The following is a 16870-nucleotide window of genomic DNA, read 5'->3' on the forward strand; positions in this document are numbered from 1 at the left end:
TGCTGTGATGGAGACGGTGACCGATGCTGCGGGGGTGCGCGCCGCCGCGCGCGACGATGTGCAGGGCGCTGTGGGCGACGATCGGGACGAGCCTTCGTGGGACGACGACCAGGCCGCGGTGCTCGGCCGGGGGCCGGCCGCATCCGGACTCGTGGTCGGCGCCCCCGGCAGCGGAAAGACGACGTTGATCGTGGCGCGCGCGGCCGCCCTGGTCGCCGGCGGTCTCGATCCCGACGCGGTGCTCGTGCTCACCCCGACGCGCCAGACCGCGACGGCGCTGCGCGACCGGCTCTCGCTCGCGATCGGCCGCGCGCGTTCGGGCGCGCCGGCTCGCTCGCTCGTGTCCTTGGCCTTCGAGATCGTGCGTGCGCACGATGTGCAGCGCGGCGCGCCCGCCCCGCGATTGCTCACGGGCGCCGACGAGGACCAGATCGTGCACGAGCTGCTGCGCGGCGACGAGGCCGACGAGGCGGACGGACTGCCCTCGCGCTGGCCGGAGGGGTTCGGGGCCGCCGTCCGGTCCTCGCGCGCGTTCCGCAGCGAGCTGCGCGCGTTCGTCGCCGAGTGCACGGCGCTCGGCATCGCCCCGGCGGAGCTGGCGGTCCTCGCCGAGCGGGCAGAGGTGCCGGTCTGGGGCGCCCTGTCGCGCTTCATCGCCGAGTACGACGACGTGCGCGCGAGTCTGCGTGCGGCGCACCGGGATGCCGCCGGTCTCGCCGACGAGGCCGTCGCGCTCGTGCGCACGCTCGATCCCCTCGATCCCGCGTTCGCCGCCGTGCGGCGTCTGCGCGCGGTGCTCGTCGACGACGCGCAGGAGCTCACCCGCGGAGGGGTCGCCCTGCTCGAGGCGCTCCACGAGCGCGGCGTCGCGGTGACCGCCTTCGGAGACCCCGACATCGGCTCGGGCGCCTTCCGGGGTGCGCGTCCGGAGCACTTCGCGCGCCTCGCCCAGGGACTGGGAGACGTGACCGTGCTGCGCACCGTGCATCGCGGGACGGCCGCGCAGGAGAGCACGGTGCGCACCGTCGCGCAGCGCATCGGGGCCGCGGGCATCGTCGCGCACCGGGCGGCGCCGCGCGCCGTCCCCGACGACGGCTCGGTGCGCTCGCTGACGGCGCGCTCGCCGGTCGAGGAGCACGACACCATCGCGCGCGTGCTGCGCGAACGTCATCTGCGCGGCGGCGTGCCGTGGCAGCGTTGCGCCGTGATCGCCCACGATTCGCGTCAGGTCGCGACCCTCGAGAGGGAGCTCTCGGCCAGAGAGGTCCCGGCGCGCGCGCCGGGTCTCGTGGAGCCGCTCGGGCGCCGGGGAAGCGTCCGCAACCTCGTGGGCATCGTGTGCGCCGCGGTCGACGAGATCGCGGGGGACCCGGCCGAGACGCTGCTGGCCACCGGGTTCGACCCGGTCGATCTGCGCCGGCTGCGGGCCGCGCTGCGGCAGGTCGAGATCGGTGCGGGGGGAACACGCGGCGCGGCCGAGCTGCTCGCCTCGGCGCTGAGGCGTCCGACCGAGCTCACGCTGCTCGGCACCCGTGAGGCGGTCCGGGCGGCGCGGGTCGCCGAGACGCTCTCTCTGCTGCGGACGCAGCTGGCCGAGGGGGCGAGCGCCCACCAGCTGCTGTGGACGGCCTGGTCGCGCAGCGGCTTCGAACGGACCTGGGCGCAGACGGCGCGGGGGAACGGGCCGCTCGCCGAGCAGGCGGGTCGCGACCTGGATGCGATCGTGGCGCTCTTCCAGGCGGCGAAACGGTTCGGCGAACGCGCCGAGGACGGCGGCGCCGCCGATCCCATGGTCTTCGTGCGCGGCGTGCTCGACAGCGATGTCGCCGAAGACCTGTTCGCCACGCCGGGACACGGCGGACGCGTGCAGGTGCTCACCCCCACGGCAGCGCTCGGGCTCGAGTTCGACACCGTGGTCGTCGCGGGCATGCAGGACGGCGTCTGGCCGAATACGCGACTACGCGGCACGCTGCTGCAGGGATGGCGTCTGGCCGAGGCGCGGCTTCCCGAGGAGCCGGCCTCGTCGACGCTCGATCGGCGACGCGAGGTGCTGCACGACGAGCTGCGCCTGTTCGCCCGCGCGCTCTCGCGGGCAGGGGGGCTCCTGGTCGTCACGGCGGTGGTCGACGACGCGCACGCGCCGAGCCCGTTCCTCGAGCTCCTCCCCGACGCTGTCGCGGCCCCTGCCGTCGCGCCTCTCTCCCTGCGGGGCCTCGTCGCCGCACACCGTCGCACCCTCGCCGCCGCCGGCGCCTCCGGCGCGGCGCGCGCGCACGCCGCGCAGCAGCTGGCCCTGCTGGCCGATGCGCGGGTCGCCGGCGCCGCGCCCGCCTCCTGGTACGGGATGGCGCAGCCCACCTCGACGGCGCCCTTGCGCGACCCGCGCGCCGAGAGCGTGCGGATCTCGCCCTCTCGCGTCGAGGCGCTCGAACGATGCGAGCTGGACTGGGCGATCGGCGATCTCGGGGGAGACCCGGGAACCGTGACGGCGGGGATCGGCACGCTGCTCCACCACGCGATGGAGACCGCGGCGCCCGACGCCGCCTCGCTGTGGGCCGCCGTCGAGGAACGCTGGAGCGAGCTCGAGTTCGACGCGCCGTGGCGCGAGCGGGCCGAGCGCGCCCGGGCCCGGGAGCTCGTCCGCCGGCTCGCCGTCTACCTGCGCGAGTTCGAGGCCGGCGGCGGCGTCCTCCTCGGCGCCGAGTCCCGCTTCGACGTGCCCCTGCCGTTCCCGGGCGACGACGAGGCGCTCCCCGTCGTGCTGTCCGGCACGATCGACCGCGTCGAGGGAACGTCGGACGGCGGCGTGGTCATCGTCGATCTGAAGACGGGCCGGAACGTGCCCCACACCGACGCGAAGGTCGCCGAGCATCCGCAGCTGGCGGCCTACCAGGTCGCGCTCACCGCCGGTGCCGTGCCGGACGCCGGTGACAGATCGGCCGCGGGGGCGAGACTGCTCGTGCTGCAGCCGGGCACGAAGCACGACTATTCGACGCCCACGCAGCGCCCCCTCGACGAGTCCGCGCGCGCCGCCTTCCTCGGGCGGCTGGAAGCGGCCGCGCGGGTGATGTCGGGCACCTCGTTCCGCGCGCCCTACGAGGAGCACTGTCGCGACGACTTCGGCCACGGGCTCTGCCGCATCCACACCGTGCCGCCGGTGAGCGCCTCGTGAGCGATCGGATCGGGGCCGCCGCGATCGCCGCCGCCCTCGGCCAGTTCCCGCCCACCGACGAGCAGACCGCTGTCATCGAGTCGACGCTCGGACCGGCGCTGGTCATCGCGGGCGCCGGCAGCGGCAAGACCGAGACGATGGCCGGCCGCGTCGTCTGGCTCGTCGCGAACGGCATCGTGCGCCGCGATCAGGTGCTGGGCCTGACCTTCACCCGGAAGGCCGCGGGGGAACTCGCCGAACGCATCCAGCGGCGGCTCGCGCGTCTCGCCGAGTTCGAGCGGCGCGGACTGCTCCACCGGCTCGAGCAGCTGTACGCGGCGGGCGCCCTCACGGTCTTCGGCGAGATCGAGCGGGCGGGTGCGGGCGAGCAGGCGCGACGCGACGCGCTGGACGCGCTCGCCGCCGGCGCGGTCGTCACCGGGGAGGGGGTCGCCGACGACCTGCTCGACCGACCGACCGTGGCGACCTACAACAGCTTCGCCGACACGATCGTGCGCGAGAACGCCGTGCGGATCGGCCGCGACGCGGAGGCGGTCGTGCTCTCCGAGTCGGCGGCGTGGCTGCTCATGCGCCGGGTGGTGCTCGCCTCCGAAGAGCCGGCGCTCGACACGTTCGAGGGGGCGCTGCGCACCCTCGTGGACCAGGCGCTGCGCGTGGCACGCGACGCGGTCGACAACCTGGTCGACCTCGCTGAGCTGGAGCGCTTCCCCAGCCGCTTCCGCGCGGTCCTCGAGCGTCCCTCCGAGTCCGCCCGCACGAGCGTCTACGCCGACATCCGGACGGACGCGGCGGCGGTGGACCGACTCGCGCTGCTCGCGCGCCTGGCGGGCGAGTACGCCGAGCGCAAGCGCCGGCTGGGCGTCATCGACTTCGCCGACCAGGTGGCCGGCGCCTACGAGATCGCGATGGCCGACTCCGCGGTCGCCGCCGATCTGCGCGACCGGTACCGCGTCGTGCTGCTCGACGAGTACCAGGACACCTCCGTCGTGCAGACGCTGCTGCTCGCGCGGCTCTTCGGTGGGAGCGCGGTCATGGCGGTCGGCGACCCGCATCAGGCGATCTATGGATGGCGGGGCGCGAGCGCCGGAAACCTCGACGGGTTCGCCGCCGCCTTCGCCCCGCGCGCGGAGTGCGCCCGGTTCACGCTCCTCACGAGCTGGCGCAACAGCCCGGCGGTGCTGGCGGCGGCGACCGCCGTGCTCGCCCCGCTCGCCGCGCGCGCCGCCGTGCCGGTGGGGGAGCTGCGCGCGCGCCCGGGGGCGGCGCCCGGCGAGGTCGAGATCGTCACCGAGCCCGATCTCGACGCGGAGACCGAGGCGGTCGCCGCGTGGTTCGTGCGGGTGCGTCGAGACCGAGCCGCCGCGGGACGGTCCACGACCGGGGCGATCCTCTTCCGTGCCAAGCGCCACATGCCGCGGTTCGCCGAGGCGCTCGCCCGGCACGGCATCCCCTTTCGGATGCTGGGGCTCGGAGGGCTGCTCACGACTCCCGAGATCGTCGACATCGTCAGCGCCCTGCGCGTGGTCAGCGACCCGTCGGCGGGGTCCGCGCTCGTCCGGCTCCTGTCGGGGCCGCGTTGGGCGATCGGTCTCGCCGACCTGTCCGCCCTCGCCGCCCTCGCGCGCAGGCTCGCGCGGCACGACCCGGCCGGGCCGCCGCCGGACGCCGACGTCGTCGCGCGCCTGCGCGCCGCCGGGGCGGACGACGGCGGATCGCTCGTGGACGCGTTGGACTTCTTCGCCCGCGCCCGCGCGGACCACGGCTGGCTCGCCGAGTTCACCGATGCCGCCCGCGAGCGCCTGCGCGAGGCCGCCGCCGTCTTCGCCGCGCTCCGGCAGGCGGCCGCGACCCTTCCGATCCCCGAGCTCGTCCGGGCGATCGAGATCGAGCTCCGGCTCGACATCGAGCTCGCGTCGAACGATGCCCGGGGTCCGGCCCGCACGGCGTCCGCTCAGGTGCGCGCCTTCGTCGACGAGGTGGGAGCGTTCCTCTCCGCCGACGAGCACGGCAGCATCACGAGCCTGCTCGCCTGGCTCGACCATGCGGAGCGCAGCGACGACCTGGCGCCGCGCACCGACCCGCCCGAGGAGGACGTCGTCCAACTGCTCACGATCCACGGATCGAAGGGGCTCGAATGGGACGCCGTCGCGGTGGTCCGGCTCGTCGAGGGCGAGCTGCCCAGCGCACCGCGTGAGACGCGCGGCTGGCTCGGTGCCGGGGTGCTCCCGTACGAGTTCCGCGGCGACGCGCCGTGGCTGCCCGCGTACGACTGGTCGGCTGCGGCCGCACCGACCCAGCAGGCACTGAAGAGGGCACGGGGGGAGTTCGTCGAGGCGCACCGGCGACGCGCGCTGGACGAGGACAGACGACTCGCGTACGTCGCTGTGACGCGAGCACGCGATCACCTGCTGCTGACGGGGTCGGTCTGGGCGGGGACGAGTCGCCCTCGGGAGCTCAGCCGTTTCATCCGTGAGATCGCCCCCGCGCTCGGCCTCGCCCCTCCCGACGTCGAGCCTGGCGACGATCCGTACGCCGAGCTCGTGCGGACTCTGGACTGGCCCTTCGATCCGCTCGGCGCCCGTCGACGGGCCGTCGAGGCCGCGGCCGGTGCGGTGGATCAAGCGCTCGCGGCACCGCGCGCCCGACCCGACGACGACCTCTCGCTGCTGCTGGCCGAGCGCGAGGAACGCCTCCGTCCGCCCGTCGCCTCTGCTCCGGTGCGCATCCCCGCCTCGGCCTACAAGGACTATGCGAGCGACTACGCCACCGCCGTCGCAGCGTTCGAGCGTCCGCTGCCCGAACGCCCGTACACCGAGACGACCCTCGGAACGCGGTTCCACGCGTGGGTGGAGCGCCGCGCGGGCATCGGTGCGATGGCCTCTCTCGACGACGAGCTCTGGAACGCCGCGGACGCCCCGCTCGCGCCGGGCCCGGGCGACACGGACGCGGCGTTCCGGCGTCTCGTGCAGGCCTTCGAGGCATCGGAATGGGGTCCGCTCCGGCCGATCGAGGTGGAGACCGAGATCGACTTCCGTCATGTGGGCCTCGACGGCCGCGCGCACGTCGTGGTGTGCAAGCTCGACGCGGTCTACCGTCGCGACGACCGCGGCGGCCGGATCGAGATCGTGGACTGGAAGACGGGCCGGGCACCGCGCGGCAAGGCCGAGGAACGCGAGCGGATGGTGCAGCTCGAGCTCTATCGCCGGGCATATCACGAGCGGCACGGCGTGCCGCTCGACGAGATCGACGTGGCGCTGTACTACGTGGCCGAGGACCGCGTCATCCGCGGCTGAGCTCCCGGATCCTCAGCGAGGTCAGGACTCGCTCCATCGCCGGAGCGCCGCGCGCGAGGCGCGGGCCGCCTCTTCGCGGTCGTCGCCCTCGTCGGCGGGAGCGGCGACGTCGGCCAGCGTATCGCTCCGTGCGGCGTCCGGCTCCGTCAGGATCGGGCCGGCCGTCCACTCCGACAGGTCCACCGGCAGCGTCGGGATCGGCCCGCTGTCGTCGTCATCGTCGTCGAAGTCGGGGTCGCGGGCGGATCGTTCCGCCTCGGCGAGGTACGCGCCGAGGGCAGCCGGGTCGTAGGCGTCCGTCTGCATCGAGGTGTCGATCCGCGGATCGGTCGCGGGCGGCACGCGCTCGAGGAGGGCGATCGCGTCGTCGACGTCCTGCGCGTCCGCGCGGACCAGCTCGGAGCCGACGGTCGCCTCGGCGAGGGAGACGAGCAGTCGCTCCGCGTCCCGGACGATCGCCTCGTCGTGCACCTCGTCGCCGTGGACGAGCCACTTGGCGAACTCGAGCTCGGCGAACAGACGTGCACGGGCCAGCAGATGCGGGTCGCCCGCCCGGTGCGACGCCTGGGCGTACGCGTCATGCACTGCATCCGCCGCATCCGGGGCGCCCGCGACCCAGCGCACGTCGACCGCGGGGTCGCCGATCGACAGTCCCTGCCAGTCGAGCAGTCCGATGATCGCCGGGACCCCTTCGTCGTCGTCCGCGAAGACGAAGGACGCCGCGTCCAGTCCGTCCAGCACGACGGTGGCCTCGAAACGCCACAGCGCATCGTCGGCGAGGGCACGGCGCCAGCGGTGCTGCAGGGCGCGGGGGATGTGCCCGGTCGAGATCGCGCGATCCACGAGCCGGGAGGTCTCGGTGCGCACCTGGTCGGCCGATCGCGCGGGGAATCCCTCCGCGCGGATGACGGTGACGGGCAGGTCGTGCACCGCGGCGATCGCCGCGCCGAGAAGGGAGGCGACGCCGTGGCCCGCGGGCACATCGGCGGCGTCCACGCGGTACCCATCGATGAAGTCGACGACGATCGCGCGGCCGTCCGCCACGGCCGTCTCGCCGAGCAGCTCGGGGACGCGGAAGGGCAGGAGGCTCCGCACCCCGGCCGAGAGCGCCTGCAGCACACGGGCCTCGGCGAGCAGTGCCCGCCCCGTGTCGTCGTCGCCAGCCTGACGCACCACGACACGGCGGCCGTCGTCGAGCTCGGCGACGGCCGCCGTGAAGCGTCCGTCCTGCGCAGAGCCGAGGCTGCGCGCCCCGACGACGTTCGCTCCCGGCAGTGCCGCGGTCGCCGACGCGGCTAGAGTGAGGGGTGAGCGTGGCATGCCCTCAGGGTAGGTCGATCGCCCGGGTGCGCCCCGGCGCCACGCCCGTCGAGGAGGTATCGGTGACCGCATCCGGAGCCGTCCCACCGGCATTCGCCGACGTCGGCACCGATCGTGCGGCCGCCGAACGCGAGCGCCCGGGGCTCCTGGAGGAGCTGCGCGCCGATCCGTCGACACGGGTGCTCGTCGTCCACGGCGACCGGGTGCCGACCATGGACGGGCCGCGCCTGCGGCTGGTCGCCCCGACCGAGGCGCCGGATGCGGCGGCGTGGGCCTTTCTCGGCCGTGACGGCCGCGCCGGCGTGCTGACCGCGGTCCTGGCCGCCGACGAGCCCGCTCCGGATCTCGGCGCTGGCGTCTGGAGCGCGGTCCGCCGGATCGGGGGCGAGCTCTCCGTCGCCGAGGCGGGGCTCGCGGTGGAGGCACTGAGTCTCGGCCGTTGGCTGCTCGAGGCCCCGTTCTGCCCCGCGTGCGGAACGCGCACGGTCATCGCGCACGCCGGCTGGTCGCGGCACTGTCCGGCCTGTGGGCGGGAGCACTTCCCGCGCACCGACCCGGCCGTCATCGTCGCCGTGACGAGCGCCGACGAGCCGGCGCGTCTTCTGCTCGGCTCGAACGCGGCGTGGGAGGCCGGACGCTACTCGTGCTTCGCGGGCTTCGTCGAGGCCGGCGAGTCGCTGGAGGCGGCTGTCGTGCGAGAGGTCGCCGAGGAGGCCGGCGTCGACGTCGTCGACGTGCGGTACCGCGGTTCGCAGGCGTGGCCCTATCCGCGTTCGCTGATGCTCGGCTTCCACGCCGCCGCCCGGGCGGACGAGGACGCGCGGGCCGATGGCGAGGAGATCGTCGAGATCCGCTGGTTCACGCGCGACGAGATCGGTGAGGCCTTCGCGGGGCGCGGAGACGTCACCCTCCCCGGCACCGCGTCGATCGCCTACCGCCTCATCCGCGACTGGTACGAGGGCGCGGCGTGAGCGAGCACGTGCTCGCCGGGCTCGACGATCATCAGCGCGAGGCGGTGCTCGCGGTGCGTGGGCCGGTGTGCGTTCTCGCCGGCGCGGGGACGGGAAAGACCCGGGTGATCACACGACGCATCGCCTACGGCGTCGAGAACGGCACCTACTCACCCGGCCGTGTGATGGCGGTGACCTTCACCGCCAAGGCGGCGGGCGAGATGCGCGGGCGCCTCCGCGCCCTCGGTGTCGAGGGCGTCGCGGCACGCACGTTCCACGCGGCGGCGCTGTCGCAGCTGAACTACTTCTGGCCGGTCGTGGCGGGATCCGCCGCGCCCTCGATCATCGACAACAAGGTGCGCCTGCTGGCTCAGGCGGCCTCCGCGATCGGGCTCTCACCGGACACCCCGACCCTGCGCGACGTCGCATCCGGCATCGAATGGCGCAAGGTCACGATGCGCAGCATCGACGCCTTCTCGGCCGATCGCCCCGGAGGCGTCGGCGCGCTCGACGCGGCCCAGGTGCGGGACCTCCATCGCTCGTACGAGAAGGTCAAGGACGAGCGCCATCAACTCGACTTCGAGGACGTGCTGCTGGCCTGCGCCGGCATGATCGAGGCGGAGCCCCGCGTCGCCCAGGCGGTGCGCGAGCAGTACCGCCACTTCACGGTCGACGAGTTCCAGGACGTGTCGCCCCTGCAGAACCGGCTGCTGGAGCTGTGGCTCGGCGAGCGTCGCGATCTCTGCGTGGTCGGCGACGCGAGCCAGACGATCTACTCCTTCGCGGGTGCGGACGCCGGTCATCTCCTCGGGTTCGGCCGGCGCTATCCGGATGTGCGAACGTTCCGGCTCGAACGCAACTACCGCAGCGACGAACCCGTGCTGCGCACCGCGAACGCGCTGATGCGCGGCCGCCCCGGCGCGCTGCAGCTCGCGACCGACCGTGGACGGGACGCCCCGGCTCCGACGCTCGTGCGCTATGACGACGACGGGCACGAGGCCGCGGGAGTGGCGCGCCGCATCCGGTCGCAGCTCGACGGGGGCGCCGACCCGCGCCAGATCGCCGTGCTGTACCGCGCGCACGCCCAGTCCGCGGAGCTGCTCGCGGCGCTCGCCGACCAGGAGATCCCCACGACCGTGCTGGGAGGGCGGCGGTACTTCGATCAGCCGGAGGTCCGTCAGGCGATCATGGCGCTGCGCGCCGCATCCGTGGCCCCGCTCGAGAGCGGTTTCCGCGACAGCGTCCGTGACGTGCTGCGCTCGCTCGGACTCACCGACGAGCCGCCCGAGGCGGGCGGAGCGCTGCGGAACGCATGGGAGGCGCGGGCGGCCCTCCTCGCGCTCGCGGACGAGGAGGGCCCGGAGGCGACGCTCCGTTCGTTCACCGACCGGCTGATGGCCCGGGCCAAGGACCAGCACGAGCCCACCCTCGCGACGGTCACCCTTGCGACCCTGCACGCGGCGAAGGGGCTGGAATGGGACCACGTGCACCTCGTCGGATTCTCGGAGGGGCTGCTGCCCATCTCCTACGCGCAGGGGTTCGAGCAGATCGACGAGGAGCGTCGACTCGCCTACGTAGGCATCACGCGGGCCGCGCGTACGCTGTCGCTGTCCTGGGCGGAGAGCTCCGGACGAGGCGGGCGTCAGCGATCGCGTTTTCTTCAGGAGATCGGCAACCGCATTCTGGATGAACGCGCAGCTCGGCCCACCTCCGGCGGAGGGTCCGCGAGGAGATCGTCACCGCATGGGAGTGCGCCCGCGCGCCGGCCCGGCCGCTGAGGAAGCGGGCGGCGAGGCCGAGCGCCTCGGCCAGGAACCCGGTCGAGACCGGGGGAGCGGGGCGCCCGAGCAGCTGCGCGGCGATCCCCGGCCACGCCGGATCGGCGCTGCGCCGGTGCTCTGCGGCGCAGCCGAGGCACGCGCCCGCGCCGGGCACGAGCAGAGGGCCGACGGTGGCCTCGTCGCCGCTGACGACGATCGGAAGGTGGGGCAGATCGTCGCGGGCCATCGCCGCAACGCGCGCCGGATGCACCAGATACGCGGCCAGGAGCACGACGGTGTCCCCGGCCCGAGGCACGTGCACGAGCCGGAAGTCGTCGGCGAGCACCTGCGCCGCGTCGGCGCCGACCGGGTGCGTGAAGGCATCCGCCACGTCCAAGTGGATGCGCCGTGCGGGGCGCTGCTCGAGGAGCACCGGCCGCAGGCGCTGCAGGAACGCCCGCGTCCGCGCGGCGTCGACACCGTATCCGCCCGCGACGGAGACGGCGTCGGCCCGGCTCAGGCCGCCTCGGAGCGCGTGCAGCAGGATCTCCTGCCACGGCTCCGGATGGGGCAGGAGCAGGGTGCCGTCGGCGCCGAACTGGAGGGTGGACTCGTCACGCCATGCGGGCGGACGTGCGGGGTCGAGTCGGAGCATGTCCCGATTGTGCGCTCCTCCCGGGGCGCGTCCCGGGTTCTCCACAGTGCCGTCTCGGCAAAGCGGGCAGGGGAGGACAGGTCAGCGGCCCTCGGTCGACGAACGTCTCCGAGTCAGGACAGGGTCGGGCCCGGCGGCGTCTCGTCGCGATCGTCCTCGCCGCGCTCCTCTTCGGACAGGAGCTGCTCGAGCGCCTCGTCGAACGCGTCGCGCTCGGGCTCCTCGCCTCGCGCACGAGCCGCGAGCCGGGCGATGAGGCCCGCCGGGTCGTCGATGTCCTCGGACGTCGGGAGCAGGTCGGGGTAGTCCCACAGGGCATCGCGCGCGGCGACGCCCACGGCATCGGTGACGGCGCGCCACATCGCCGCGGCCTCGCGCATGCGGCGCGGGCGCAGCTCGAGGCCGACGAGGGATCCCAGCGCCTTCTCGGCCGGTCCGCCGACGGCGCGCCGGCGCCGGACGACCTCGGCGACGCGGACGGCGCTGGGCAGGCGCGAGGTCGCGTCCGCTGTGACGACGTCGACCCATCCCTCGATGAGGGCGAGCAGGTTCTCGAGGCGGGTGAGGGCCTGGGTCTGCTGCTCCGACTTCTCGGGCAGCAGCGCTCCGCTCTCGAGTGCCTGGCGCAGTTCGTCGGGCTGCGAGGGGTCGAAGCGCTCGGCGAGGTCCTCGAGCGCGGCGGTGTCGACGCGGATGCCGCGCGCGAACTCGGTCACCTGGGCGATGACGTCGAGCCGCAGCCAGCGGGCGTGGCGGAACAGGCGCGCGTGCGCCAGCTCGCGCGCCGCGACATAGAGGGCCAGCTGGTCCTCGGGGATCTCGAGGCCCTGCCCGAAGTCTGCGAAGTTCTGCGGAAGGATCGCCGCGGACCCGGCAGGCATGAGCGGGATGCCGACGTCGCCGCCGCTGACGACCTCGGTCGACAGGCGTCCGACGACCTGTCCGAGCTGCGTCGCGAACAGCGAGCCGCCGATCGTGCGCATCATGCGGCCGGCGCCCTGCAGCATCCCCTGCATGTCCTCGGGCAGCTGCTCGGACAGCGTCGCGGTCAGTGCGTCGGCGATGCTGAGTGCCACCGGCTCGGCGAGCTCGCGCCACACCGGCATCGTCGCCTCGACCCACGCCCCGCGGGTGATGGCCCGGCCGGGCTCGGCGAGATCCGAGATCGTGGTCGACTCGCTCAGCCAGAGCGTCGCGAGGGTGAAGGCCTGATCGAGGTCCGCGCGGGCGCCCGATCCGACGCCGAGGTCGCTCTGATTGGCGATGTGCAACGCCTGACGCTGCGCCTCGTCCCACGAGATGCCGCCGTCGCCGGAGACGAAGGCGGACTGCATCTGCCGCATCATCTGCTGCATCATCGCCGGGTCGATCCCGAGTCCGGACAGCTGCTGCAGCTGCGCCGGATCGATCCCTTCGGCACCGAAAAGCTGCCGGAGGAGTTCCTGGAACTGTTCTTCCGGGCTCCGGTCGTCGTCGTCTGCCACGTCAGGCGCCTTTCAGCCGGGGGATAACGTCGCGATCTACGCTAGTCGCAGGGATACATCGCACCGCCGGGCGAACACGAAGTCGCCGTACGCCGGCCGCGAACGGTCGGACGGAGAGGCGGACGCGTGAGCTTGTTCGAAGAGGGCGGCGTCGTCGTGTCCGAGGACCCGCGGCGACGGCTGCCGCGCGGGACGGTCGCCGGCGTCTGGGCGCTCGTGGTGGCGCTGCTCGCGCTGCTCGGGATGTCGTTCCTGCCGAGCCCCTACGTCATCGAGCAGCCCGGTCCGGTCTACAACACGCTCGGCGAGGTGACGGACGCGGAGGGCGAGAGCATTCCGTTGATCTCGGTAGACGGCGCGCAGACCTACCCGACGGATGGCTCGCTGGACCTCCTGACCGTGCAGGTCGTCGGCTCGCCCGAGCGTCGGCTGTCGTGGCTCGACGTGGCGCTCGCCTGGTTCGATCCGACGAAGGCCGTCGTTCCGATCGAGACGATCTACCCGACCGGTCAGACCAGCGAGCAGCGCAGCCAGCAGAACGCGACGCTCATGATCGACTCGCAGCAGGACGCCACCGCCGCCGCGCTGCAGTTCCTCGGCCACGACGTCGACCCGCAGCTGGAGATCTCCGGGATCCTCGACGGCAGCGCCGCCGGCGGGGTGCTGGAGACGGGCGACATCGTGCTCGCCGCCGACGACACGCCGGTGACGCGGCTCGAGGATCTCCGCGAGATCATCAACGCCGGCGAGGGCGCGCCGATCTCGTTCCGGATCGACCGTGACGGCACCGAGCGCACGGTCGAGGTCACCCCGACCGCGGGCACCGGCGAGGCCGCCGGCACGTGGCAGGTCGGAATCTCGCTCCTGACCGTGTACGACTTCCCCTTCGACGTCTCGATCGAGCTGAACAACGTGGGCGGCCCCTCGGCGGGGATGATGTTCGCACTCGGCATGATCGACACGCTCACCCCGGGTGAGCTCAACGGCGGCGCTCAGGTGGCGGGCACGGGCACGATCGTCGCGGACGGCACCGTGGGGGCGATCGGCGGCATCCGGCAGAAGCTGTGGGGCGCCGCGGACGCGGGAGCGGAGTACTTCCTCGCGCCGTCGGCGAACTGCGACGAGGTCGTCGGCCACGTGCCCGACGGCCTGCAGGTGTTCTCCGTCGCGACGCTCGACGACGCGGTGGCGGTCCTCGACGCGATCGCCGACGAGGGCGACCTGGCGAGCCTCCCGGTGTGTGCCGCGGGCTGAGGCCTGGGAGTCCCCTCAGCATCCCCTCGGCGTTCGCTCAGAGGATGGCTCCTAGGATGGAGGGGTGACCTCGACCACTGCGCCGACGCCCGCCGCTCCGAATCGATCCCGCCGTGTGATCGCGATCTCGCTCGTCGTGATCGCGGCTCTCGCCGTGGCCTTCTTCGTGTTCGCCAGCCTGTACGCCGATTGGCTCTGGTACGACCAGCTCGGCTACTCGTCGGTGCTCGTGACCCAGTGGATCGCGCGGGCCGTCATGTTCGTCGTCGGATTCCTCGGGATGGCCATCCCGGTGTGGCTCGCGATCCAGCTCGCCTACCGGCTGCGTCCGGTGTACGTCCGGCTGAGCTCTCAGCTCGACCGCTACCAGGAGGTCGTCGAGCCGCTGCGCCGCCTGGCGATGTGGGGCATCCCGGTCTTCTTCGGCTTCTTCGCCGGATTCGCGGCCTCCGCGCAGTGGGAGACCACGGCGCTCTGGCTGAACGGCGTGCACACCGACACGAGCGACCCGCAGTTCGGCATGGACACCGGGTTCTACCTGTTCGGGCTGCCCTTCTACGGCGGGTTGCTCGGCTTCGCGTCGGCGGTCGTGCTGGTGAGTCTGCTCGTCACGGCCCTGGTGTCGTACCTGTACGGATCGGTGCGCATCGGACAGCGCGAGCTGCGGATCTCCAAGCCCGCGCGCATCCAGCTCGCGGTCATCGCGGGCATCTACCTGCTGCTGCAGGGCGCCAGCCTCTTCCTCGACCGCTACCGCACCCTCACCGAGCCGGGGGAGCGCATCACGGGCGCGAGCTACACGGCCGTCAACGCCACCATCCCGGGGCTCACGATCCTCTCCATCGCGGCGATCATCGTCGCGATCCTGTTCTTCGTCACGGCCGTGATCGGCCGTTGGCGCTTCCCGCTCATCGCGACGGCCCTGCTCGTGGTCACCTCCCTCGTGGTGGGCGTCGCCTACCCGTGGATCATCAACACCGTCCAGGTGCGCCCGAACCAGCGTGCTCTCGAGATGCCCTACTTCGAGCGCAACCTCGAGGCGACCAAGACGGCGTTCAACATCGACGGACTCGAGACGACGGACTACGACGCCGTCACCGACGCGGAGCCCGGTCAGCTCCGTGCCGACGCCGAGACCACGGCCTCGATCCGCATCATGGACCCGGCGATCATCCAGCCGACCGTCCGTCAGCTGCAGCAGTACCGCCAGTACTACTTCTTCGACGACCCGCTGGACGTCGACCGCTACCAGATCGACGGACAGTCCCAGGACACCATCGTCGCGGTGCGCGAGGTCAACACAGAGGGCCTCGGTGACGCGGCGTCGTGGCAGAACTCCACCCTCGTGTACACGCACGGCTACGGGCTCGTGGCGGCGAAGGGCAACGAGCGCACGGTGGACGGCGATCCCGTCTTCATCGAGAGCGGGATCCCCGCATCCGGATTCCTCACCGAGCAGGACTACGAGCCGCGCGTCTACTTCGGCGAGAACTCGCCGCTGTACTCGATCGTCGGCGCCCCCGCGGGCGCGGACCCGATCGAGCTCGACTACCCGGCGGGCACGGACGGCGGCAACGACACCCGCACGACGTTCGACGGCGAGGGCGGCCCCTCGATCGGCAACGTGTTCAACCGTCTGATCTACGCGCTCAAGTTCCAGTCGGAGCAGATCGTGTTCTCGGACGCCATCAACGACGATTCGCAGATCCTGTACGACCGCGACCCCGCCACCCGCGTGCAGAAGGTCGCGCCGTACCTGACGCTCGACTCGGACCCGTATCCCAGCGTCGTCGACGGCAGGATCGTCTGGATCGTCGACGGGTACACGACCAGCGACCAGTACCCGTACTCGACCGCGACGAGCATGTCGCAGGCGATCGAGGACGCCAACAACCCTTCGCCGCGGGTGGCCCTGGACAACGTGAACTACATCCGCAACTCGGTGAAGGCGACTGTGGACGCCTATGACGGCTCGGTCACGCTCTATGCGTGGGACGAGACCGACCCGCTGCTGCAGGCGTGGCAGAACGTCTTCCCGACGACGGTCGAGCCGATCGAGGAGATGTCGGGCGACCTGATGAGTCACGTGCGGTATCCGACCGACCTGTTCAAGGTGCAGCGCGCGATGCTCGGCGAGTACCACGTCGACACGGCGCTGTCGCTCTACGAGCGGGACAACGCCTGGTCGACCCCGGCCGACCCGCAGAACCCGGACGTCAACCAGCCGCCGTACTACCTGACGATGCAGATGCCCGGGCAGGCGGCGCCGACGTACTCGATGTTCACGAGCTTCATCCCGCAGTCGACCGGCGCGGACTCCCGGAACGTGCTGATGGGCTACCTGTCGGTGGACTCCGACGCGGGGAGCCAGGAGGGCGTGAAGAGCGCCGACTACGGCAAGCTGCGCCTGCTGGAGATCACCGCCGACACGACGGTCCCGGGCCCCGGTCAGGTGCAGAACACGTTCAACTCCGACCCGGGGGTCTCGTCGCAGATCAACATCCTGCAGCAGGGGCAGTCCGAGGTGCTCAACGGAAACCTGCTGACGCTCCCCGTCGGCGGGGGACTTCTCTACGTGCAGCCCGTCTTCGTGCAGGCCTCCAGCGGGACGCAGCTTCCGCAGCTGCAGCGCGTGCTGGTGGCGTTCGGCACCGAGATCGCGTTCGAGAACACGCTGAACGAAGCGCTCAACGCGCTGTTCGGCGGGGACTCCGGCGCGAACGCCGGGGACGAGGAGGTCGCTCCGACCGACACCGCGACCGAGGCTCCGGACGACGGCTCGGGTGACGGCACGACCGCGCCGACGGTGCCCGCGGACGCCTATCAGGCGGCGCTCCAGGAGGCGCGTCAGGCGATGCTCGACCGCGACGCCGCCATGCAGGCGGGCGACTGGACGGCGTACGGCGAGGCCGACCAACGGCTCACGGACGCGATCGACCAGCTGCTCGAGCTGGACGACTCCGAGTAGTCCGCAGCGGACGG

The 16870-nt window shown here is 72.9% G+C and carries 8 protein-coding genes and 1 pseudogene; 6 read left to right on the top strand and 3 right to left on the bottom strand.

Features of this window, described 5'->3' with window-relative positions:
- Positions 1-7: 7 nt before the first annotated feature.
- Both GVL03_RS00200 and GVL03_RS00205 read left to right on the top strand, forming a co-directional pair.
- Entirely contained in the window at positions 8-3172 is a 3165-nt protein-coding gene (locus GVL03_RS00200; RefSeq protein WP_159498301.1) for an ATP-dependent DNA helicase, read from the top strand.
- Entirely contained in the window at positions 3169-6465 is a 3297-nt protein-coding gene (locus GVL03_RS00205; protein ID WP_159498303.1) for an ATP-dependent DNA helicase, read from the top strand. Before GVL03_RS00200 ends, GVL03_RS00205 begins: the two co-directional genes overlap by 4 nt.
- Positions 6466-6486: 21 nt before the next feature.
- Here the strand turns inward: GVL03_RS00205 and GVL03_RS00210 are convergent, their stop codons facing one another.
- Complete coding sequence (locus tag GVL03_RS00210; protein WP_159498305.1) at positions 6487-7785, bottom strand: phosphotransferase; 1299 nt, start codon at positions 7783-7785, stop codon at positions 6487-6489.
- Positions 7786-7847: 62 nt separating this feature from the next.
- Between GVL03_RS00210 and nudC the strand changes: the two genes are divergently transcribed.
- Positions 7848-8756 (top strand): NAD(+) diphosphatase, encoded by a 909-nt coding sequence (gene nudC, locus GVL03_RS00215; protein WP_159498307.1) that lies wholly within the window; start codon positions 7848-7850, stop codon positions 8754-8756.
- On the top strand, positions 8753-10513 hold the full coding sequence (locus GVL03_RS00220; protein WP_159498309.1) for an ATP-dependent helicase: 1761 nt from the start codon (positions 8753-8755) through the stop codon (positions 10511-10513). Before nudC ends, GVL03_RS00220 begins: the two co-directional genes overlap by 4 nt.
- Here the strand turns inward: GVL03_RS00220 and GVL03_RS22535 are convergent.
- Positions 10410-11150: pseudogene (locus GVL03_RS22535) on the bottom strand (hypothetical protein); the annotation flags it as partial. The gene GVL03_RS00220 and the pseudogene GVL03_RS22535 sit on opposite strands and share 104 nt — an antisense overlap.
- Before the next feature lie 113 nt (positions 11151-11263).
- Complete coding sequence (locus GVL03_RS00230; protein ID WP_159498313.1) at positions 11264-12634, bottom strand: zinc-dependent metalloprotease; 1371 nt, start codon at positions 12632-12634, stop codon at positions 11264-11266.
- Positions 12635-12760: 126 nt separating this feature from the next.
- Between GVL03_RS00230 and GVL03_RS00235 the strand changes: the two genes are divergently transcribed.
- Positions 12761-13888 (top strand): S16 family serine protease, encoded by a 1128-nt coding sequence (locus GVL03_RS00235; protein ID WP_159498315.1) that lies wholly within the window; start codon positions 12761-12763, stop codon positions 13886-13888.
- Positions 13889-13952: 64 nt separating this feature from the next.
- Positions 13953-16856 carry a UPF0182 family protein gene (locus tag GVL03_RS00240; protein ID WP_159498317.1) on the top strand — a complete coding sequence of 968 codons (2904 nt, stop codon included), beginning with the start codon at positions 13953-13955 and terminating at the stop codon, positions 16854-16856.
- Positions 16857-16870: the final 14 nt, after the last annotated feature.

Origin of the sequence: Microbacterium sp. 18062, from assembly GCF_902706225.1 — a bacterium.
GTDB lineage: Bacteria > Actinomycetota > Actinomycetes > Actinomycetales > Microbacteriaceae > Microbacterium.

Coding starts and splice junctions, on each gene's coding strand:
- GVL03_RS00200 (WP_159498301.1), top strand. CDS start 8: ATGGAGACGGTGACCGATGCTGCGGGGGTGCGCGCCGCCGCGCGCGAC.
- GVL03_RS00210 (WP_159498305.1), bottom strand. CDS start 7,785: ATGCCACGCTCACCCCTCACTCTAGCCGCGTCGGCGACCGCGGCACTG.